Here is a 17,166-nt window from a genome sequence, read left to right as displayed (position 1 = left end):
CGCCCGTGGCCCGCTGTGAAGCGGGACAAAGAACGTCATCGGCGCCGCTTGTGAGGCAACCCACAGGGCGGTGCGCATGCGGCCGTACGAGTGAGGAGCCGCGCGGCGCCGGTTTGCGGACGCCGGGGTCCGCGACGCGCAGGCCGGTTGATTGACCGGGCGACACGGTGGACTAAAGTGACGCGAAGCGGGAGGCGAGGTCCTCCCTGCTGGACTGAATTCCCCGGAGACCTGGGCGACGTCCCGCCAGATCTCCCCACGTGCGCGGCGCGTACGTACGGCTCGGCCTCCTCCCGCTCCCGGCCGGCCGACGCTCTTGGCGCCGGCAGGCCTCCCCTTCAGATGCGAGCGGGAGGGGACCCGGCGGTGCGTGACGCCGCGCCGGACCTGAGAGGCCGCCCCACTTGAGCCAGAGTCGACACGTCCCGGTGATGCTCCAGCGGTGCCTGGACCTGCTGGCACCCGCCCTTCAGGAGCCGGGAGCCGTGGTCGTCGACTGCACGCTGGGTCTCGGCGGGCACAGCGAGGCGCTCCTCGCCCGCTTCCCCGAGGCCCGGCTCGTCGCACTCGACCGCGACAAGGAGGCCCTGCGCCTGTCCGGCGAGCGGCTCGCCCCGTACGGCGAGCGCGCCACCCTCGTGCACGCCGTCTACGACGAGCTGCCCGACGTCCTCGACCGGCTCGGCGCCCCCCGCGTCCAAGGTGTGCTGTTCGACCTCGGCGTCTCCTCCATGCAGCTCGACGAGGCCGGCCGCGGCTTCGCCTACGCCCAGGACGCCCCGCTCGACATGCGGATGGACCAGAGCACCGGCACGAGCGCCGCCGAGGTCCTCAACACCTACCCGCCCGGCGAACTCGTCCGGATCCTGCGGGCGTACGGCGAGGAGAAGCAGGCCAAGCGGATCGTGTCCGCGATCGTGCGCGAGCGCGAGAAGGAGCCGTTCACCAACAGCGCCCGCCTGGTGGAGCTGATCCGCGCGGCCCTGCCGCAGGCCGCCAAGCGCACCGGCGGCAACCCGGCCAAGCGCACCTTCCAGGCCCTGCGTATCGAGGTCAACGGCGAGCTGTCGGTCCTGGAGCGGGCGATCCCGGCCGCCGTGGAGGCGCTCGCGGTCGGCGGGCGGATCGCGGTGCTGTCGTACCACTCGCTGGAGGACCGGCTGGTCAAGCAGGTGTTCGCGGCCGGCGCCGCCAACACCGCGCCGCCCGGTCTGCCGGTCGTCCCGGAGCAGTACGCGCCGCGGCTCAAGCTGCTCACCCGCGGTGCCGAACTCCCCACCGAGGAGGAGATCGCCGAGAACCGGCGGGCGGCACCGGCACGGCTGCGCGGGGCCGAGCGCATCAGGGAGTCCCTCGGGTGAAGGGAGTTGCTCGGGTGCGGCGAGCCAGGCAGGCCAGGCAGGGGTGCGGACGGCCCACCCCGGACCGGGGGGAGGGCACATGAGCAGGAAACCCGAACTGAAGGGCCGGGCGGCCCGCCTCGCCCGGCTCCTGCCCACCGGCGGCACCCGCGGCCAGGCGGCCCGGGCGCCCTTCGTCCTGCTGGTCGTCGTCCTCCTCGGCGGCGGCCTCATCGGGCTCCTCGTACTGAACTCCGCCCTGAGCGAGGGCTCCTTCCAGCTGGACGACCTCAAGCAGCGCACCAAGGAACTCACCGACGAGGAACAGGCGCTCCAGCGGGACATCGACGCCTACTCCGCCCCCCAGGCCCTCCAGCGCCGCGCCCGCGAACTGGGCATGGTGCCCGGCGGCGACCCCGCCTTCCTCGACCCCGACGGCACCGTGAAGGGCGTGCCCAGCCCCGCGCCCGCCGCCGCCACCCCGCTCGTGCTCGCCCCCGAGGCACTGGCCTCCACGTCCGCGGGCACGTCCACGGTCACGCCGTCCCCCTACACGGAGCCGTCCGCCCCGGCCCCCACGCCCACCACCGCGGCCCCGCCCAGCACAGCCGCCACCCCCACCCCAGCGGCGACGCCCACCCCGACCCCGACTCCCGGCAGGTGACGGAAGTGTCCGACAGGGAACCGCCGCGCCGCCGTGTGCCCGGACCCGCGAGGCCCGTCCGCCCCGGCGGCGGGCGCCGCCCGGGACCGGGCGCCCGGCCGGCCCGCAGGCCAGGGCCGCCCCGGCCGGCGCCCCGCGCCTTCCGGCTGGGCAGCCCGCGCCCCCGGCTGCGCATGATCGGCCTCGCGCTGACCCTGGTGCTGGCCGCCTTCGTCGTACGGCTCCTCCAGGTGCAGGCCGTCGACGCCGGCACGTACTCCGCCAAGGCCGAGCAGAACCGCTACGTCGTGCACACCCTGCCCGCCGAACGCGGCGGGATCACCGACCGCAACGGCGTCGCCCTCGCGACCACCGTGGACTCCTACGACATCACCGCCGACCCCACGATGTTCACCCGCGAGCAGCTGAAGGTGGACGACGGACCCGAGCAGGCGGCGGCGCTCCTCGCGCCGATCCTCGGCCAGGACCAGGAGCAGCTGGCCAAGGTGCTCCGCCCGAAGAACAAGGAACTGCGCTACGTCCGCCTCGCGCGCCGCCAGACCCCCCAGGTCTGGAACCAGATCAAGGACCTGAAGACCGCGCTCACCACGAAGGCGGAGACCGACAGGTCGACGGTCAACGTGCTCGCGGGCGTCTTCGCCGACCCCAGCAGCAAGCGCGTCTACCCGGGCGGCGACCTCGCCGCCGGCGTCCTCGGCTGGGTCGGCGCCGACGGCAAGGGCGGCGGCGGCCTGGAGCGGCAGCTGGACAAGACGCTGGCCGGCCAGGACGGCAAGATCCGCTACGCGCAGTCCGGCGGGCGCCAGGTGCCCACCGCCGGTTCCACCGAGACCCCCGCCGTGCCCGGCAGCGACGTCGAGCTGACCATCGACCGCGACATCCAGTGGGCCGCGCAGCACGCCATCAGCGAGCAGGTGGAGAAGTCCAAGGCGGACGGCGGCTACGTCATCGTCCAGGACACCCAGACCGGCGAGATCCTGGCCATGGCCAACTCGCCCGGCTTCGATCCCGGCGACCTCGCGCACGCCGACCCCGACGCGCTGGGCAACGCCGCGCTCCAGGACGCCTTCGAGCCGGGTTCCACCGCCAAGGTGCTGTCGATGGCGGCCGTGCTGGAGGAGAACGTCGCCACCCCGGACACCCACATCACCGTCCCCAACCGGCTCAAGCGCGGCGACCGGCTCTTCAAGGACGACATCGACCACCCGACCTGGTACCTCACGCTCAACGGCGTGCTCGCCAAGTCCAGCAACATCGGCACGATCATGGCCACCGGCGAACTGGGCAAGACCCAGGCCGAGGCCAACCAGGTGCTCTACTCCTACCTGCGCAAGTTCGGCCTCGGCGGCTACAGCGGGCTCGGCTTCCCCGGGGAGACCAAGGGCATCCTCGCGCCGCCCGGCCAGTGGTCGACCTCGCAGCAGTACACGATCCCTTTCGGCCAGGGCGTCTCCGTGAACGCGCTCCAGGCGGCCTCCATCTACTCGACCATCGCCAACGGCGGCGTCCGTATCGAACCCACGCTCGTCCGCGGCACCAAGGACGCCGACGGACGCTTCACCCCGGCCCCCGAACCCAAGAAGACCCGCGTGACCAGCGAGAAGACCGCCAAGACCCTCTCCCAGATGCTGGAGTCCGTGGTCGACGACGAGGAGGGCACCGGCACCAAGGCCCGCATCCCCGGCTACCGGGTGGCGGGCAAGACGGGCACGGCCAACCGGGTGGATCCGGCCACCGGCAAGTACCACGGCTACACCTCGTCCTTCGCCGGGTTCGCGCCCGCCGACAAGCCCCGCGTCACCGTCTACTGCGCCATCCAGAACGCCACCGAGGGCAGCTACTTCGGCGGCCAGATCTGCGGCCCCATCTACAAGCAGGTCATGGAGTTCGCCCTGAAGACCCTCCAGGTCCCGCCGACCGGGGCCGACCCCGCGAGGCTCCCGGTCACCTTCAAGCCCTGAACCGCACCGTCCCCCGCATCGAGACCCCACCGAGCCCGTACCGAGCCAGCGCCGTTTCAGTACCGAGCCACCAGGAACCACCCGTGACAACGATCACCCCCGACCCCGGGAACCGGAGCGCCCCCCAGGCCTCCCCCCAGCCCTCGCTTCGCCGGGAAGCGGGTACTCCCGGTACGCTCACCGCCGTGCCACACCCTGATCAGTCCCAAACCACCCAGAAGGGCCACCCCGTGACATACCCGGGACCGCCCCGGCCGGTGCGGATCTCCGCCACACCCCTCGCGGAACTCGCCGATCAGCTGGGTGTCACCGCGCCGGACGGCTCCGCCGAGATCACGGGCATCACCCACGACTCGCGCGCCGTCCGCCCCGGTGACCTGTACGCCGCCCTGCCCGGCGCCCGCCTGCACGGCGCCGACTTCGTCACCCAGGCCGCCGGACTCGGCGCGGCCGCCGTGCTGACCGACCCGGCCGGCGCGGAGCGGGCCGCCGCGGCCGGGCTGCCGGCGCTCGTCGTCGACGACCCGCGCGCGCGGATGGGCGAGCTGGCGGCCACGATCTACGGCCACCCGGGCCGCGACCTGCTCCAGATCGGCATCACCGGCACCTCCGGCAAGACCACCACCGCCTACCTGGTCGAGGGCGGTCTGCGCACGGCGAAGTCCACCGGGCTGATCGGCACCGTCGAGATGCGCATCGGCGACGAGCGCATCAAGTCCGAGCGCACCACGCCCGAGGCCACCGACCTCCAGGCGCTGTTCGCGGTGATGCGCGAGCGCGGCACCGAGGCGGTCGCCATGGAGGTCTCCAGCCACGCCCTGGTCCTCGGCCGCGTCGACGCCTGCGTCTTCGACATCGCGGTCTTCACCAACCTCAGCCCGGAGCACATGGAGTTCCACTCCGGCATGGAGGACTACTTCCAGGCCAAGGCACAGCTCTTCACCCCGAAACGCAGCAAACTCGGCGTGGTCAACGTCGACGACGAGTACGGGCGCCGGCTCGCCAACGAGGCCACCGTCCCGGTCGTCACCTACTCCGCCGAGGGCCACCCCGACGCCGACTGGCGCGCCGACGAGGTCGAGGTCGGCCCGCTGGACTCCACGTTCACCGTGCTCGGGCCCAAGGGCGAGCGGATCGCCGCCAAGTCGCCGCTGGCCGGGCCGTTCAACGTGGCGAACACCCTCGCCGCGATCGTCGCCCTGGCCGCCGCCGGGCTCGACCCGCAGGTCGCCGCCGACGGTGTCGCCGCCGTGCCGGGCGTGCCGGGCCGGCTGGAGCGCGTGGACGAGGGCCAGCCCTTCTTCGCGGTGGTCGACTACGCCCACAAGACCGACGCCGTCGAGTCCGTCCTGCGGGCGCTGCGCAAGGTCACCGAGGGCAGGCTGCACGTGGTGCTCGGCTGCGGCGGCGACCGGGACACCACCAAGCGGGAGCCGATGGGCGCCGCCGTGGCCCGGTTCGCCGACACCGCCGTACTGACCTCCGACAACCCCCGCTCCGAGGACCCCCTCGCGATCCTCGCCACCATGCTCCAGGGCGCGGCCTCCGTGCCCGCGCACGAGCGCGGCGAGGTGCAGGTCTTCGAGGACCGGGCCGCCGCGATCGCCGCCGCCGTCGCCCGGGCCGAGCCCGGCGACACCGTGCTGGTGGCGGGCAAGGGCCACGAGCAGGGCCAGGACATCGCCGGGGTGGTCCGTCCCTTCGACGACCGCCAGGTGCTCCGCGAAGCCATCAAGAAAGCCCAGGGATGAGATCCCGAATGATCCAGCCGATCCTGATCCTGATCCAGGGGACGAACTTGTGATCACCCTCTCACTCGCCGAGATCGCAGAAGTCGTCGGCGGGCGGATGCACGACATACCGGACGCGTCCGCCGAGGTCACCGGGCCGGTCGTCCGGGACTCCCGGGAAGCCGGGCCCGGCAGCCTCTTCGTCGCCTTCGTGGGCGAACGGGCCGACGGCCACGACTTCGCCGCGCAGGTCGTCGAAGCGGGTGCGGTGGCCGTCCTCGGCTCCCGCCCCGTCGGCGTGCCCGCGATCGTCGTGGACGACGTCCAGGCCGCCCTGGGCGCCCTCGCCCGGCACGTCGTGCGGCGCCTCGGCACCACCCTCGTGGCCCTCACCGGGTCGGCCGGCAAGACCAGCACCAAGGACCTGATCGCCCAGGTACTGCGCCGCAAGGCGCCCACGGTCTTCACGCCCGGCTCCATGAACAACGAGGTCGGGCTGCCGCTGACCGCGCTCACCGCCACCGACGAGACGAAGTTCCTCGTCCTGGAGATGGGCGCCCGCGGCATCGGCCACATCCGGTACCTGTGCGAGCTGACCCCGCCGAGGATCGGCGCGGTCCTCAACGTCGGCTCCGCGCACATCGGCGAGTTCGGCGGCCGGGAGCAGATCGCCCAGGCCAAGGGCGAACTCGTCGAGGCGCTGCCGCCGGCCGAGCAGGGCGGCGCCGCGATCCTCAACGCGGACGACCCGCTCGTACGGGCCATGGCCTCCCGAACGAAGGCGAAGGTGATCCTTTTCGGAGAGTCCGACGAAGCGGACGTTCGCGCCGAGAACGTGCGACTCACGGACACCGGACAGCCCTCCTTCAGCCTTCACACACCCTCCGGTGCAAGCGATGTGACCATGCGCCTGTACGGTGAGCACCACGTGTCGAACGCGCTCGCCGCGGCCGCCGTCGCCCACGAGTTGGGCATGTCCGCAGACGAGATCGCCACCGCGCTCTCCGAGGCGGGCTCCCTCTCCCGCTGGCGGATGGAGGTCACCGAGCGCCCGGACGGCGTGACGGTCGTCAACGACGCCTACAACGCGAACCCCGAGTCCACGAAAGCCGCGCTGCGTGCACTGGTGGCCATGGGCAAGGGGCGTCGTACGTGGGCGGTGCTCGGCAAGATGGCCGAGCTCGGGGACGAGGCGCTCGCCGAGCACGACGCGGTCGGACGGCTCGCCGTCCGGCTCAACGTCAGCAAGCTCGTCGCGGTCGGGGGCAGGGAAGCCCAATGGCTGCAACTGGGCGCATATAACGAGGGTTCGTGGGGTGAGGAGTCGGTGCACGTGTCCGACGCACAGGCGGCGGTCGACCTGTTGCGCAGCGAGTTGCGCCCGGGGGACGTCGTGCTCGTGAAGGCGTCCCGTTCGGTGGGTCTGGAGAGCGTCGCCACGGCGCTGCTGGAGACCGGCGCCGAGGGTGAGGTCGCCGCCCGATGATGAAGCAGATCCTGTTCGCAGGAGTCATTGGCCTCTTCCTGACGCTGGTCGGCACCCCGCTGCTGATCAAGCTCCTGGCCCGCAAGGGCTACGGCCAGTACATCCGGGACGACGGACCGCGCGAGCACGCCAGCAAGCGCGGTACGCCGACCATGGGTGGTATCGCCTTCATCCTCGCGACGGTCGCCGCCTACTTCCTGGCCAAGGCGATCACCGGCTACCTCGACCCGAAGGCGGACGCGGGGCCGACCTTCTCCGGCCTGCTGGTGCTCGGCCTGATGGTCGGCATGGGCCTGGTCGGCTTCCTCGACGACTACATCAAGATCGTCAAGCGGCGTTCGCTGGGCCTGCGGGCCAAGGCGAAGATGGCCGGGCAGCTGATCGTGGGCATCGGCTTCGCCGTGCTCTCGCTGCAGTTCGCGGACAACCGCGGCAACACCCCGGCGTCCACGAAGCTGTCGTTCATCACCGACTTCGGCTGGACCATCGGCCCGGTGCTGTTCGTCATCTGGGCGCTGTTCATGATCCTCGCGATGTCGAACGGCGTGAACCTCACCGACGGCCTGGACGGCCTGGCCACCGGCGCCTCCGTCCTGGTCTTCGGCGCCTACACCTTCATCGGCGTGTGGCAGTTCCAGGAGTCCTGCGCCAACGCGCTGACCCTGACCAACCCGGGCGCCTGCTACGAGGTGAGAGACCCGCTCGACCTCGCGGTGGTCGCCTCCGCGCTGATGGGCGCCTGCCTCGGCTTCCTGTGGTGGAACACCTCGCCGGCCAAGATCTTCATGGGCGACACCGGTTCGCTCGCGCTCGGCGGTGTGCTCGCGGGTCTGGCGATCTGCTCGCGCACCGAACTGCTGATGGCCATCCTCGGCGGCCTGTTCGTCCTGATCACCATGTCCGTGGTCATCCAGGTCGGCTCCTTCCGCCTCACCGGCAAGCGGGTCTTCCGGATGGCGCCACTCCAGCACCACTTCGAACTCAAAGGCTGGTCCGAGGTCCTCGTCGTGGTCCGTTTCTGGATCATCCAGGGCATCTGCGTGATCGTCGGACTCGGCCTCTTCTACGCGGGATGGGCAGCGGACAAGTGACCTCCTCGGTGCCTTCGGAATTCACCGGCAAGCACGTCACCGTCGCCGGACTCGGCGTCTCCGGCGTCCCGGCGGCCAAGGTGCTGCACGGGCTCGGCGCGCACGTCACCGTCGTCAACGACGGCGCCGACGAGCGGGCCCGGACCCAGGCGGCGGAGCTGGAGGCGCTCGGCGTCACCGTGCGCCTCGGCGACGGGGACACGCTCCCCGAAGGCACCGAGCTGATCGTCACCGCACCCGGCTGGAAGCCCACCAAGCCCCTGTTCACGGCGGCCGAAGAGGCCGGCGTCCCGGTCTGGGGCGACGTGGAGCTGGCCTGGCGGCTGCGCGGCCTCGACGGCCGGGAGCCCGCTCCCTGGCTGGCCGTCACCGGCACCAACGGCAAGACCACCACCGTCCAGATGCTCGCCTCGATCCTGAAGGCGGCCGGGCTGCGCACCGCCGCCGTCGGCAACATCGGCGTCTCGCTCCTCGACGCGGTCACCGGCGACACCGAGTACGACGTTCTCGCCGTCGAGCTGTCCAGCTACCAGCTCCACTGGGCGCCCTCGCTGCGCGCCCACTCCGCCGCCGTGCTCAACCTCGCCCCGGACCACCTCGACTGGCACGGCTCGATGGAGGCCTACGCCGCCGACAAGGGCCGCATCTACGAGGGCAACCAGGTGGCCTGCGTCTACAACGTCGCCGACAAGGCGACCGAGGACCTGGTCCGCGCCGCCGACGTGGAGGAGGGCTGCCGGGCGATCGGCTTCACGCTCGGCACCCCCGGTCCCTCCCAACTCGGCGTGGTGGAGGGCCTCCTGGTCGACCGCGCCTTCGTCGAGGACCGGCAGAAGAACGCCCAGGAACTCGCCGAGGTCTCCGACGTCAACCCGCCGGCCCCGCACAACATCGCCAACGCCCTCGCCGCCGCGGCCCTCGCCCGCGCCTTCGGCGTCTCCGCCGCCGCCGTACGCGACGGGCTGCGCGCCTTCACGCCGGACGCCCACCGCATCGCGCACGTCGCCGACGTGGACGGGGTGGCCTACGTGGACGACTCCAAGGCCACCAACACCCATGCCACCGAGGCCTCCTTGGCGGCGTACGAGTCGATCGTGTGGATCGCGGGCGGACTGGCCAAGGGTGCGACCTTCGACGAACTGGTCGCGGGCGCCGCGAAGCGGCTGCGCGGCGCCGTCCTGATCGGCGCCGACCGCGCCCTGATCCGCGAAGCCCTGGCGCGACACGCGCCCGAAGTACCCGTGGTCGACCTCGACCGGACCGACACTGGTGCGATGCTCCAGGCCGTCCAGGAGGCGCGGCGGCTCGCCCGGCCCGGCGACACGGTGCTGCTGGCACCGGCCTGTGCCTCCATGGACATGTTCACCAACTACAACCAGCGCGGTGACGCGTTCGCGCAGGCCGTTCGCGAACTCGGCGCCTGACCCGGCCGCCTCCTGCCGCCGGGTGAACTCGGGAGGACGCGTGGGACGGTCCATGCCGACGTACAGCGGAGGCCGCGATGCCCGGTAGTCCCCAGAGCCGCACCGGACGTCCGCCCGTACAGCGGTCCGTCAAGCGACCCGCCGCACCGGGGCCGCCGCACGAGAACGGTGTGCTCCGCCTCTACCACCGGCTGCGCCGCGCCTGGGACCGGCCGCTGACCGCGTACTACCTGATCTTCGGCGGCAGCCTGCTGATCACCGTGCTCGGCCTGGTGATGGTCTACTCGGCCTCCCAGATCACCGCGCTCCAGCTGTCGCTGCCCGGCTCGTACTTCTTCCGCAAGCAGGCGCTCGCCGCGCTCATCGGCGCCGGTCTCCTGGTCGCCGCCATGAGGATGCCGGTCAAACTGCACCGGGCGCTGGCCTATCCGATCCTCGCCGGTGCCGTCTTCCTGATGATCCTGGTCCAGGTGCCGGGGATAGGAGTCGCGGTCAACGGCAACCAGAACTGGATCTCGCTGGGCGGCTCCTTCCAGATCCAGCCCAGCGAGTTCGGCAAGCTGGCCCTGGTGCTGTGGGGCGCGGACCTGCTCGCCCGCAAGCACGACAAGAAGCTGCTGACCCAGTGGAAGCACATGCTGGTGCCGCTGGTGCCGGCCGCGTTCATGCTGCTCGGGCTGATCATGATCGGCGGCGACATGGGGACCGCGATCATCCTCACCGCGATCCTGTTCGGCCTGCTGTGGCTGGCCGGCGCGCCCACCCGGCTGTTCGCGGGCGTGCTCTCGATCGCCCTGCTGCTCGGCTTCATCCTCATCAAGACCAGCGCGAACCGCATGGCCCGGCTCAACTGCCTCGGCGCCACCGACCCCGGACCGGGCGACTCCTGCTGGCAGGCGGTGCACGGCATCTACGCCCTCGCCTCCGGCGGACTGTTCGGCTCCGGGCTCGGTGCCAGTGTGGAGAAATGGGGCCAACTCCCCGAGGCGCACACCGACTTCATCTTCGCCGTCACCGGTGAGGAACTGGGCCTGGCGGGGACGCTGTCGGTGCTCGCCCTGTTCGCGGCTCTAGGCTATGCGGGTATCCGCGTGGCCGGACGCACGGAGGACCCCTTCGTGAGGTATGCCGCGGGAGGCGTGACCACCTGGATCACGGCCCAGGCCGTGATCAACATCGGCGCGGTCCTCGGACTGCTGCCGATCGCCGGCGTCCCGCTCCCGCTGTTCTCCTACGGGGGTTCCGCCCTGCTGCCGACCATGTTCGCCATCGGTCTGCTGATCGCCTTCGCGCGTGACGAACCCGGTGCGCGGGCGGCGCTTGCGTTGCGGCAACCTCGCTTTGGTAGAAAGCGGGGAGCCAGGGGACCCGCGGCCAAGCGGCGCCCTGGGAGTTGGAACACGATGCGACGGCGCGCCTCGGCGGCGCGCTCGTCCGGAGAGCGGTGAATTTCGGTGCATGTCGTACTCGCCGGCGGAGGAACCGCGGGCCACATCGAGCCCGCGCTCGCCCTCGCGGACGCCCTGCGCAGGCAGGATCCGACCGTGGGGATCACGGCCCTGGGCACGGAACGCGGCCTGGAGACCCGACTGGTGCCCGAGCGGGGTTACGAGCTGGCGCTGATCCCGGCCGTGCCGCTGCCGCGCAAGCCCACCCCCGAGCTGATCACCGTCCCGGGCCGGCTGCGCGGCACCATCAAGGCGACCGAGCAGATCCTGGAGCGCACCAAGGCGGACGCCGTGGCCGGCTTCGGCGGTTACGTGGCGCTGCCCGCCTACCTTGCGGCCAAGCGGCTCGGCGTGCCGATCGTGGTGCACGAGGCCAACGCCCGCCCCGGCCTGGCCAACAAGATCGGCTCGCGCTACGCCGCCCAGGTCGCCGTCTCCACTCCCGACAGCAAGCTGCGCAACTCCCGCTACATCGGCATCCCGTTGCGCCGCTCCATCGCCACCCTCGACCGGGCCGCCGCCCGGCCCGAGGCCCGGGCCATGTTCGGGCTCGACCCCAACCTGCCCACGCTGCTGGTCACCGGCGGCTCGCAGGGCGCCCGCCGGCTCAACGAGGTGATCCAGCAGGTCGCGCCCTGGCTCCAGCAGGCCGGGATCCAGATCCTGCACGCGGTCGGGCCCAAGAACGAACTGCCGCAGGTGCACCAGATGCCGGGGATGCCCCCGTACATCCCGGTAAGTTATCTGGACCGGATGGACCTCGCGTACGCCGCGGCCGACATGATGCTCTGCCGCGCGGGCGCGATGACCGTCGCCGAACTCTCCGCCGTCGGGCTCCCGGCCGCCTACGTCCCGCTGCCCATCGGCAACGGCGAACAGCGGCTCAACGCCCAGCCGGTGGTCAAGGCCGGCGGCGGACTGCTCGTCGACGACGCGGACCTCACGCCCGAGTGGGTCCAGCAGAACGTCCTGCCCGTGCTCGCCGATCCGCACCGGCTGTACGAGATGTCCCGCGCCGCCGCCGAGTTCGGCCGCCGGGACGCCGACGACCTCCTCGTCGGCATGGTGTACGAGGCGATCGCCGCCCGTGCGCACCGCTAGACACTGACGGAAGGCAGGGGAGCGTGGCCGGACCGACCACCGCCGAGCGGGGTGCACGCCAGCAGGAGTCGTCCGGCCCGCCCCGGGTGCGCCGGTTCCGGCCGCCCCGTCTTCGTACGATCATCATCCTCGCCGTGGCGCTCGTGCTCGTCGCGGGCGGAACCGTCTGGGTGCTCTACGGCTCGAACTGGACACGCCTGGAACAGGTGTCGGTCTCGGGAACGCGTGTCCTGACGCCCGCCCAGGTGCGCGAGGCGGCCGACCTGCCGGTCGGGGACCCGCTGGTCTCGGTCGACACGGAGGCGGTCGAGGCCCGGCTGCGCCGGAAATTGCCCCGCATTGACGAGGTCGACGTGGAGCGTTCCTGGCCGCACGGAATCGGGCTGAAAGTGACGGAGCGTACTCCGGTACTGATTGCCCAAAAGGGCCGAAACTTCGTGGAAGTGGACGATGAAGGCGTCCGTTTCGCCACGGTTTCCAAGGCCCCGAAAGGCGTGCCGACGCTGGAATTGGAACCCGCCCGTTCCGGCTCGGCCGCAGCGAGCCTGCGCCGCTTCGACGACGACCGCCTGGTGCGCGAGGCGGTGCGGGTGGCAGACCGGCTCCCGGACCAGGTCGCCCGGGACACACGGGTCGTCAAGGTCCGTTCCTACGACGACATCTCGCTGGAGTTGAGCGGCGAGCGGACCGTGTCGTGGGGAAGTGGTGAGCAGGGTGTGCGCAAAGCCCGCGCGCTCACCGCGCTGATGAAAGCGACGCCCGATGCGCGGCACTTCGACGTGAGTGTTCCCACCGCCCCCGCGTCATCCGGGAGTTGACGGGTATACGTGCAGGCCAGCACCCTGGTTGGGCAGCGCTACGGCTGATCACATAGGGTGAAAAGAAAAACGGGAGGTTCGGCGTGTTCGTTGAACGTGCGCCACTTGTCGACTTAGTGTCCTGTTCGGAAGAGTCCAAGGAACAGACACACTGGTAACCCTAAACTTCAGCGTTAGGGTTCGGGTCGGCGCTACGGACCGTCCCAATCGGCATCAGTCGTCGGGTCGCGGGGGCATCAGTGCTTCGGCGGTCGGGCGACACGTAACTCGAGGCGAGAGGCCTTCGACGTGGCAGCACCGCAGAACTACCTCGCAGTCATCAAAGTCATCGGTGTCGGCGGCGGTGGTGTCAATGCCATCAACCGGATGATCGAGGTCGGTCTCAAGGGCGTCGAGTTCATCGCCATCAACACCGACGCACAGGCGCTGTTGATGAGCGACGCCGACGTCAAGCTCGACGTCGGCCGCGAACTCACCCGCGGACTCGGCGCCGGAGCCAACCCGGCCGTCGGCCGCAAGGCCGCCGAGGACCACCGCGAGGAGATCGAGGAGGTCCTCAAGGGGGCCGACATGGTCTTCGTGACAGCCGGTGAAGGCGGCGGCACCGGCACCGGCGGCGCACCCGTCGTGGCCAACATCGCCCGCTCGCTGGGCGCCCTCACCATCGGCGTGGTCACCCGCCCGTTCACCTTCGAGGGACGGCGCCGGGCCAACCAGGCCGAGGACGGCATCGCGGAACTCCGCGAAGAGGTCGACACCCTCATCGTCATCCCCAACGACCGGCTGCTGTCCATCTCGGACCGCCAGGTCAGCGTGCTCGACGCGTTCAAGTCCGCCGACCAGGTGCTGCTGTCCGGTGTGCAGGGCATCACCGACCTCATCACCACCCCCGGCCTGATCAACCTGGACTTCGCCGACGTGAAGTCGGTCATGTCCGAGGCCGGTTCCGCCCTCATGGGCATCGGCTCGGCCCGCGGCGACGACCGCGCGGTGGCCGCCGCCGAGATGGCCATCTCCTCGCCCCTCCTGGAGGCGTCCATCGACGGCGCCCGCGGGGTGCTGCTCTCCATCTCCGGCGGCTCCGACCTCGGCCTGTTCGAGATCAACGAGGCCGCCCAGCTGGTCAGCGAGGCCGCCCACCCCGAGGCCAACATCATCTTCGGCGCGGTCATCGACGACGCCCTCGGCGACGAGGTGCGGGTCACCGTGATCGCGGCCGGCTTCGACGGGGGCCAGCCGCCGTCCAAGCAGCGGGACAACGTCCTCGGCTCCGCCTCCTCGGCCAAGCGCGAGGAGCCCACGCCGGCCCGGCAGCCCGAGAGCCGCCCGTCCTTCGGCTCGCTCGGCAGCGTCAAGCCGAAGGAGGAGCCCGAGCAGGCTCCGGCCCCGGAGCCGGTCGCCGACCTGCCGCCGGTCTCCCCGCCGCCGGTTCCGCCGTCCCGCACCTACTCGGACAGCGCGGCCGAGGAACTGGACGTGCCGGACTTCCTGAAGTGATAGGACAGCGCGACACCGTGAACGGCGCGCACTTCGGCTTCACCGACCGGTGGGGCGGAGTGAGCGCCGTTCCGTACGAGGAGCTCAACCTCGGCGGCGCGGTCGGTGACGACCCCGCCGCCGTCACGGCCAACCGGGAGCTGGCGGCCAGGTCGCTGGGCGTCGACCCGGCCCGGGTGGTCTGGATGAACCAGGTGCACGGGGCCGACGTCGCCGTGGTCGACGGCCCCTGGGGGGACGCGCCGGTCCCGCGGGTCGACGCGATCGTCACCGCCGAACGCGGTCTCGCCCTCGCCGTCCTCACCGCCGACTGCGTGCCGGTCCTGCTCGCCGACCCGGTCGCCGGTGTCGCCGCCGCGGCCCACGCGGGCCGGCCCGGACTGGTCGCCGGGGTCGTCCCCGCCGCCGTACGGGCCATGACCGGACTCGGTGCGGACCCCGCCAGGATCGTCGCCCGCACCGGACCCGCCGTGTGCGGCCGGTGCTACGAGGTGCCCGAGCAGATGCGCGCCGAGGTGGCCGCCGCCGAACCGGCCGCGTACGCCGAGACCAGCTGGGGCACTCCGGCTCTCGACGTGGGCGCCGGAGTGCACGCGCAGCTCGAACGCCTCGGGGTGTGCGACCGGGCGCAGTCGCCGGTGTGCACCCGGGAGTCGAAGGACCACTTCTCGTACCGACGCGACCGCACCACCGGGCGGCTCGCGGGCTATGTCTGGCTGGACTGATGGGGCATGACGGACCGTAAGCACGAACTCGCCGCGAACCTGGCGAAAGTGGAAGAGCGCATCGCCGCCGCGTGCGCGGCCGCGGGCCGCCCCCGCGAGGACGTGACCCTCATCGTGGTCACCAAGACCTACCCCGCGGACGATGTGCGCATTCTCTCCGAACTCGGGGTGCGCCACGTCGCGGAGAACCGCGACCAGGACGCGGCACCGAAGGCCGCCGCCTGCTCGGATCTGCCGCTTTCCTGGCATTTCGTCGGCCAGTTGCAGACCAACAAAGTGCGGTCCGTGGTCGGTTACGCGGATGTCGTGCAGTCGGTCGACCGGGCCCGGCTGGTCACGGCCCTGTCGAAGGAGGCCGTCCGGGCCGGGCGCGAGGTGGGCTGTCTGATCCAGGTCGCGCTCGACGCCGGGGAGAGCGGGCGCGGGGAGCGCGGTGGCGTCGCACCCGCCGGAATCGAAGAGTTGGCCGACCTGGTCGCCGGATCGGACGGGCTGCGGTTCGACGGGCTGATGACCGTGGCCCCGCTCACCGGCGAGTACGCGGGACGCCAACAGGCGGCGTTCGAGCACCTCATGGATTTGTCGACCTACGTGCGCCGAACCCATCCGGCTGCGAACATGGTCTCCGCGGGGATGAGTGCGGACCTCGAACAGGCCGTGGCCGCCGGAGCGACACATGTACGCGTCGGCACCGCGGTACTCGGAGTCCGACCCGTGCTCGGGTAACGTCGCCAAGAAGTCGGACCACAGCAGAAAATATGGTCATTACCGCCGAAAGGCGGACGCAACGACCTCGTGGATCGCAGGCACTTGGCAGTCGTCAGCAGATCCACCACAGAGCGGAGGACTCAGAGCATGGCCGGCGCGATGCGCAAGATGGCGGTCTACCTCGGCCTCGTGGAGGACGATGGGTACGACGGCCGGGGGTTCGACCCCGACGACGACTTCGAACCCGAACTGGACCCGGAGCCCGAGCGGGACCACCGGCGCCACGAACCGGCGCACCAGTCACACGGTTCGCATCAGCCCCAAAGGGACGAAGAGGTACGAGTCGTACAACCGCCCGCGCAGCGCGAGCCGATGCCCCGTTCCGCTTCGCTCGCGGCGGAATCCGGCCGTCCGGCGCGCATCGCGCCCGTGGCGTCCATCACACAAGAACGCGCAAGCCTGGAAAAGAGCGCACCGGTCATCATGCCCAAGGTCGTGTCCGAACGAGAGCCCTACCGGATCACCACACTTCACCCCCGGACCTACAACGAGGCCCGTACCATCGGGGAACACTTCCGTGAGGGCACTCCGGTGATCATGAATCTCACTGAGATGGATGACACAGATGCGAAGCGACTTGTCGACTTTGCGGCCGGTTTGGTGTTTGGTCTTCACGGCAGTATCGAGCGGGTGACGCAGAAGGTGTTCCTGCTGTCTCCTGCTAACGTCGATGTCACGGCGGAGGACAAGGCCCGCATCGCAGAGGGCGGGTTCTTCAACCAGAGCTGAGACGCAACACCGGCAGTGAGCAAGCCACGGGCCCGACAACGGGTCCGAGAGATGGTTCAGGGGAGAGGGAAGCAAGGGTCATGAGCGTGGTCCTGGATGTCGTCTACATCGCGCTGATGTGCTTCCTCATCGTGCTCATCTTCCGGTTGGTCATGGACTACGTCTTCCAGTTCGCCCGCTCGTGGCAACCCGGCAAGGCGATGGTGGTCGTTCTGGAGGCCACCTACACTGTCACCGATCCACCGCTGAAGCTTCTGCGGCGGTTCATCCCGCCGCTGCGTCTCGGGGGCGTGGCGCTCGACCTGTCCTTCTTCGTACTGATGATCATCGTCTACATCCTGATCTCGATCGTGAGCCGGCTGTGATCGATGAGAGAGATACGGG

15 protein-coding genes are annotated in these 17,166 nt (G+C 71.0%); all 15 read left to right on the top strand.

Going from position 1 to position 17,166, the window contains the following annotated elements:
* The first annotated feature begins 404 nt into the window (after positions 1-404).
* The 15 genes from rsmH (at position 405) to K7854_RS00670 (ending at position 17,147) form a co-directional block, all read left to right on the top strand.
* Positions 405-1,361, top strand: a complete 957-nt coding sequence (gene rsmH / locus K7854_RS00740) for a 16S rRNA (cytosine(1402)-N(4))-methyltransferase RsmH (protein WP_226024360.1) — start codon at positions 405-407, stop codon at positions 1,359-1,361.
* A 79-nt stretch (positions 1,362-1,440) separates the two neighbouring features.
* Entirely contained in the window at positions 1,441-2,004 is a 564-nt protein-coding gene (ftsL, locus tag K7854_RS00735) for a cell division protein FtsL (protein WP_226024359.1), read from the top strand.
* A complete protein-coding gene (gene ftsI, locus K7854_RS00730) occupies positions 2,001-3,965 on the top strand; it encodes a cell division protein FtsI (protein ID WP_226024358.1) in 1,965 nt (654 codons plus the stop codon). The genes ftsL and ftsI overlap by 4 nt, the downstream gene beginning before the upstream one ends.
* Positions 3,966-4,195: 230 nt before the next feature.
* On the top strand, positions 4,196-5,716 hold the full coding sequence (locus K7854_RS00725) for a UDP-N-acetylmuramoyl-L-alanyl-D-glutamate--2,6-diaminopimelate ligase (RefSeq protein WP_226024357.1): 1,521 nt from the start codon (positions 4,196-4,198) through the stop codon (positions 5,714-5,716).
* A 49-nt stretch (positions 5,717-5,765) separates the two neighbouring features.
* Positions 5,766-7,181: a UDP-N-acetylmuramoyl-tripeptide--D-alanyl-D-alanine ligase gene (locus K7854_RS00720; RefSeq protein ID WP_226024356.1), complete on the top strand. Its 1,416-nt coding sequence runs from the start codon at positions 5,766-5,768 to the stop codon at positions 7,179-7,181.
* Positions 7,181-8,272 (top strand): phospho-N-acetylmuramoyl-pentapeptide-transferase, encoded by a 1,092-nt coding sequence (mraY, locus tag K7854_RS00715; RefSeq protein WP_226024633.1) that lies wholly within the window; start codon positions 7,181-7,183, stop codon positions 8,270-8,272. Before K7854_RS00720 ends, mraY begins: the two co-directional genes overlap by 1 nt.
* Before the next feature lie 8 nt (positions 8,273-8,280).
* Entirely contained in the window at positions 8,281-9,696 is a 1,416-nt protein-coding gene (gene murD, locus K7854_RS00710) for a UDP-N-acetylmuramoyl-L-alanine--D-glutamate ligase (RefSeq protein ID WP_226024355.1), read from the top strand.
* Positions 9,697-9,773: 77 nt separating this feature from the next.
* A complete protein-coding gene (gene ftsW / locus K7854_RS00705; RefSeq protein ID WP_226024354.1) occupies positions 9,774-11,144 on the top strand; it encodes a putative lipid II flippase FtsW in 1,371 nt (456 codons plus the stop codon).
* A 6-nt stretch (positions 11,145-11,150) separates the two neighbouring features.
* Positions 11,151-12,245: an undecaprenyldiphospho-muramoylpentapeptide beta-N-acetylglucosaminyltransferase gene (murG, locus tag K7854_RS00700; RefSeq protein ID WP_226024353.1), complete on the top strand. Its 1,095-nt coding sequence runs from the start codon at positions 11,151-11,153 to the stop codon at positions 12,243-12,245.
* A gap of 23 nt (positions 12,246-12,268) precedes the next feature.
* Entirely contained in the window at positions 12,269-13,063 is a 795-nt protein-coding gene (ftsQ, locus tag K7854_RS00695; protein WP_226024352.1) for a cell division protein FtsQ, read from the top strand.
* 288 nt (positions 13,064-13,351) lie between these two features.
* Complete coding sequence (gene ftsZ, locus K7854_RS00690; protein WP_226024351.1) at positions 13,352-14,560, top strand: cell division protein FtsZ; 1,209 nt, start codon at positions 13,352-13,354, stop codon at positions 14,558-14,560.
* Entirely contained in the window at positions 14,557-15,285 is a 729-nt protein-coding gene (gene pgeF / locus K7854_RS00685; RefSeq protein WP_226024350.1) for a peptidoglycan editing factor PgeF, read from the top strand. The genes ftsZ and pgeF overlap by 4 nt, the downstream gene beginning before the upstream one ends.
* 6 nt (positions 15,286-15,291) lie before the next feature.
* Positions 15,292-16,011, top strand: coding sequence for a YggS family pyridoxal phosphate-dependent enzyme (locus K7854_RS00680; RefSeq protein ID WP_226024349.1), 720 nt, complete (start codon positions 15,292-15,294; stop codon positions 16,009-16,011).
* A gap of 129 nt (positions 16,012-16,140) precedes the next feature.
* The gene (locus tag K7854_RS00675; RefSeq protein ID WP_127894767.1) at positions 16,141-16,782 is read left to right on the top strand and encodes a cell division protein SepF; all 642 of its coding nucleotides are present in this window, start codon (positions 16,141-16,143) and stop codon (positions 16,780-16,782) included.
* Between the two features lie 80 nt (positions 16,783-16,862).
* Positions 16,863-17,147: a YggT family protein gene (locus K7854_RS00670; protein ID WP_007448661.1), complete on the top strand. Its 285-nt coding sequence runs from the start codon at positions 16,863-16,865 to the stop codon at positions 17,145-17,147.
* Positions 17,148-17,166: the final 19 nt, after the last annotated feature.

It is taken from the genome of Streptomyces hyderabadensis, assembly GCF_020404845.1.
GTDB lineage: Bacteria > Actinomycetota > Actinomycetes > Streptomycetales > Streptomycetaceae > Streptomyces > Streptomyces hyderabadensis.
This window is presented reverse-complemented; position numbering and strand designations above follow the sequence as displayed.

Excerpts from the sequence above, each read along its gene's own strand:
- mraY (WP_226024633.1), top strand. The coding sequence starts at position 7,181 with ATGAAGCAGATCCTGTTCGCAGGAGTCATTGGCCTCTTCCTGACGCTG.
- K7854_RS00670 (WP_007448661.1), top strand. The coding sequence starts at position 16,863 with ATGAGCGTGGTCCTGGATGTCGTCTACATCGCGCTGATGTGCTTCCTC.
- K7854_RS00675 (WP_127894767.1), top strand. The coding sequence starts at position 16,141 with ATGGCCGGCGCGATGCGCAAGATGGCGGTCTACCTCGGCCTCGTGGAG.
- ftsL (WP_226024359.1), top strand. The coding sequence starts at position 1,441 with ATGAGCAGGAAACCCGAACTGAAGGGCCGGGCGGCCCGCCTCGCCCGG.
- K7854_RS00680 (WP_226024349.1), top strand. The coding sequence starts at position 15,292 with ATGACGGACCGTAAGCACGAACTCGCCGCGAACCTGGCGAAAGTGGAA.
- ftsW (WP_226024354.1), top strand. The coding sequence starts at position 9,774 with ATGCCCGGTAGTCCCCAGAGCCGCACCGGACGTCCGCCCGTACAGCGG.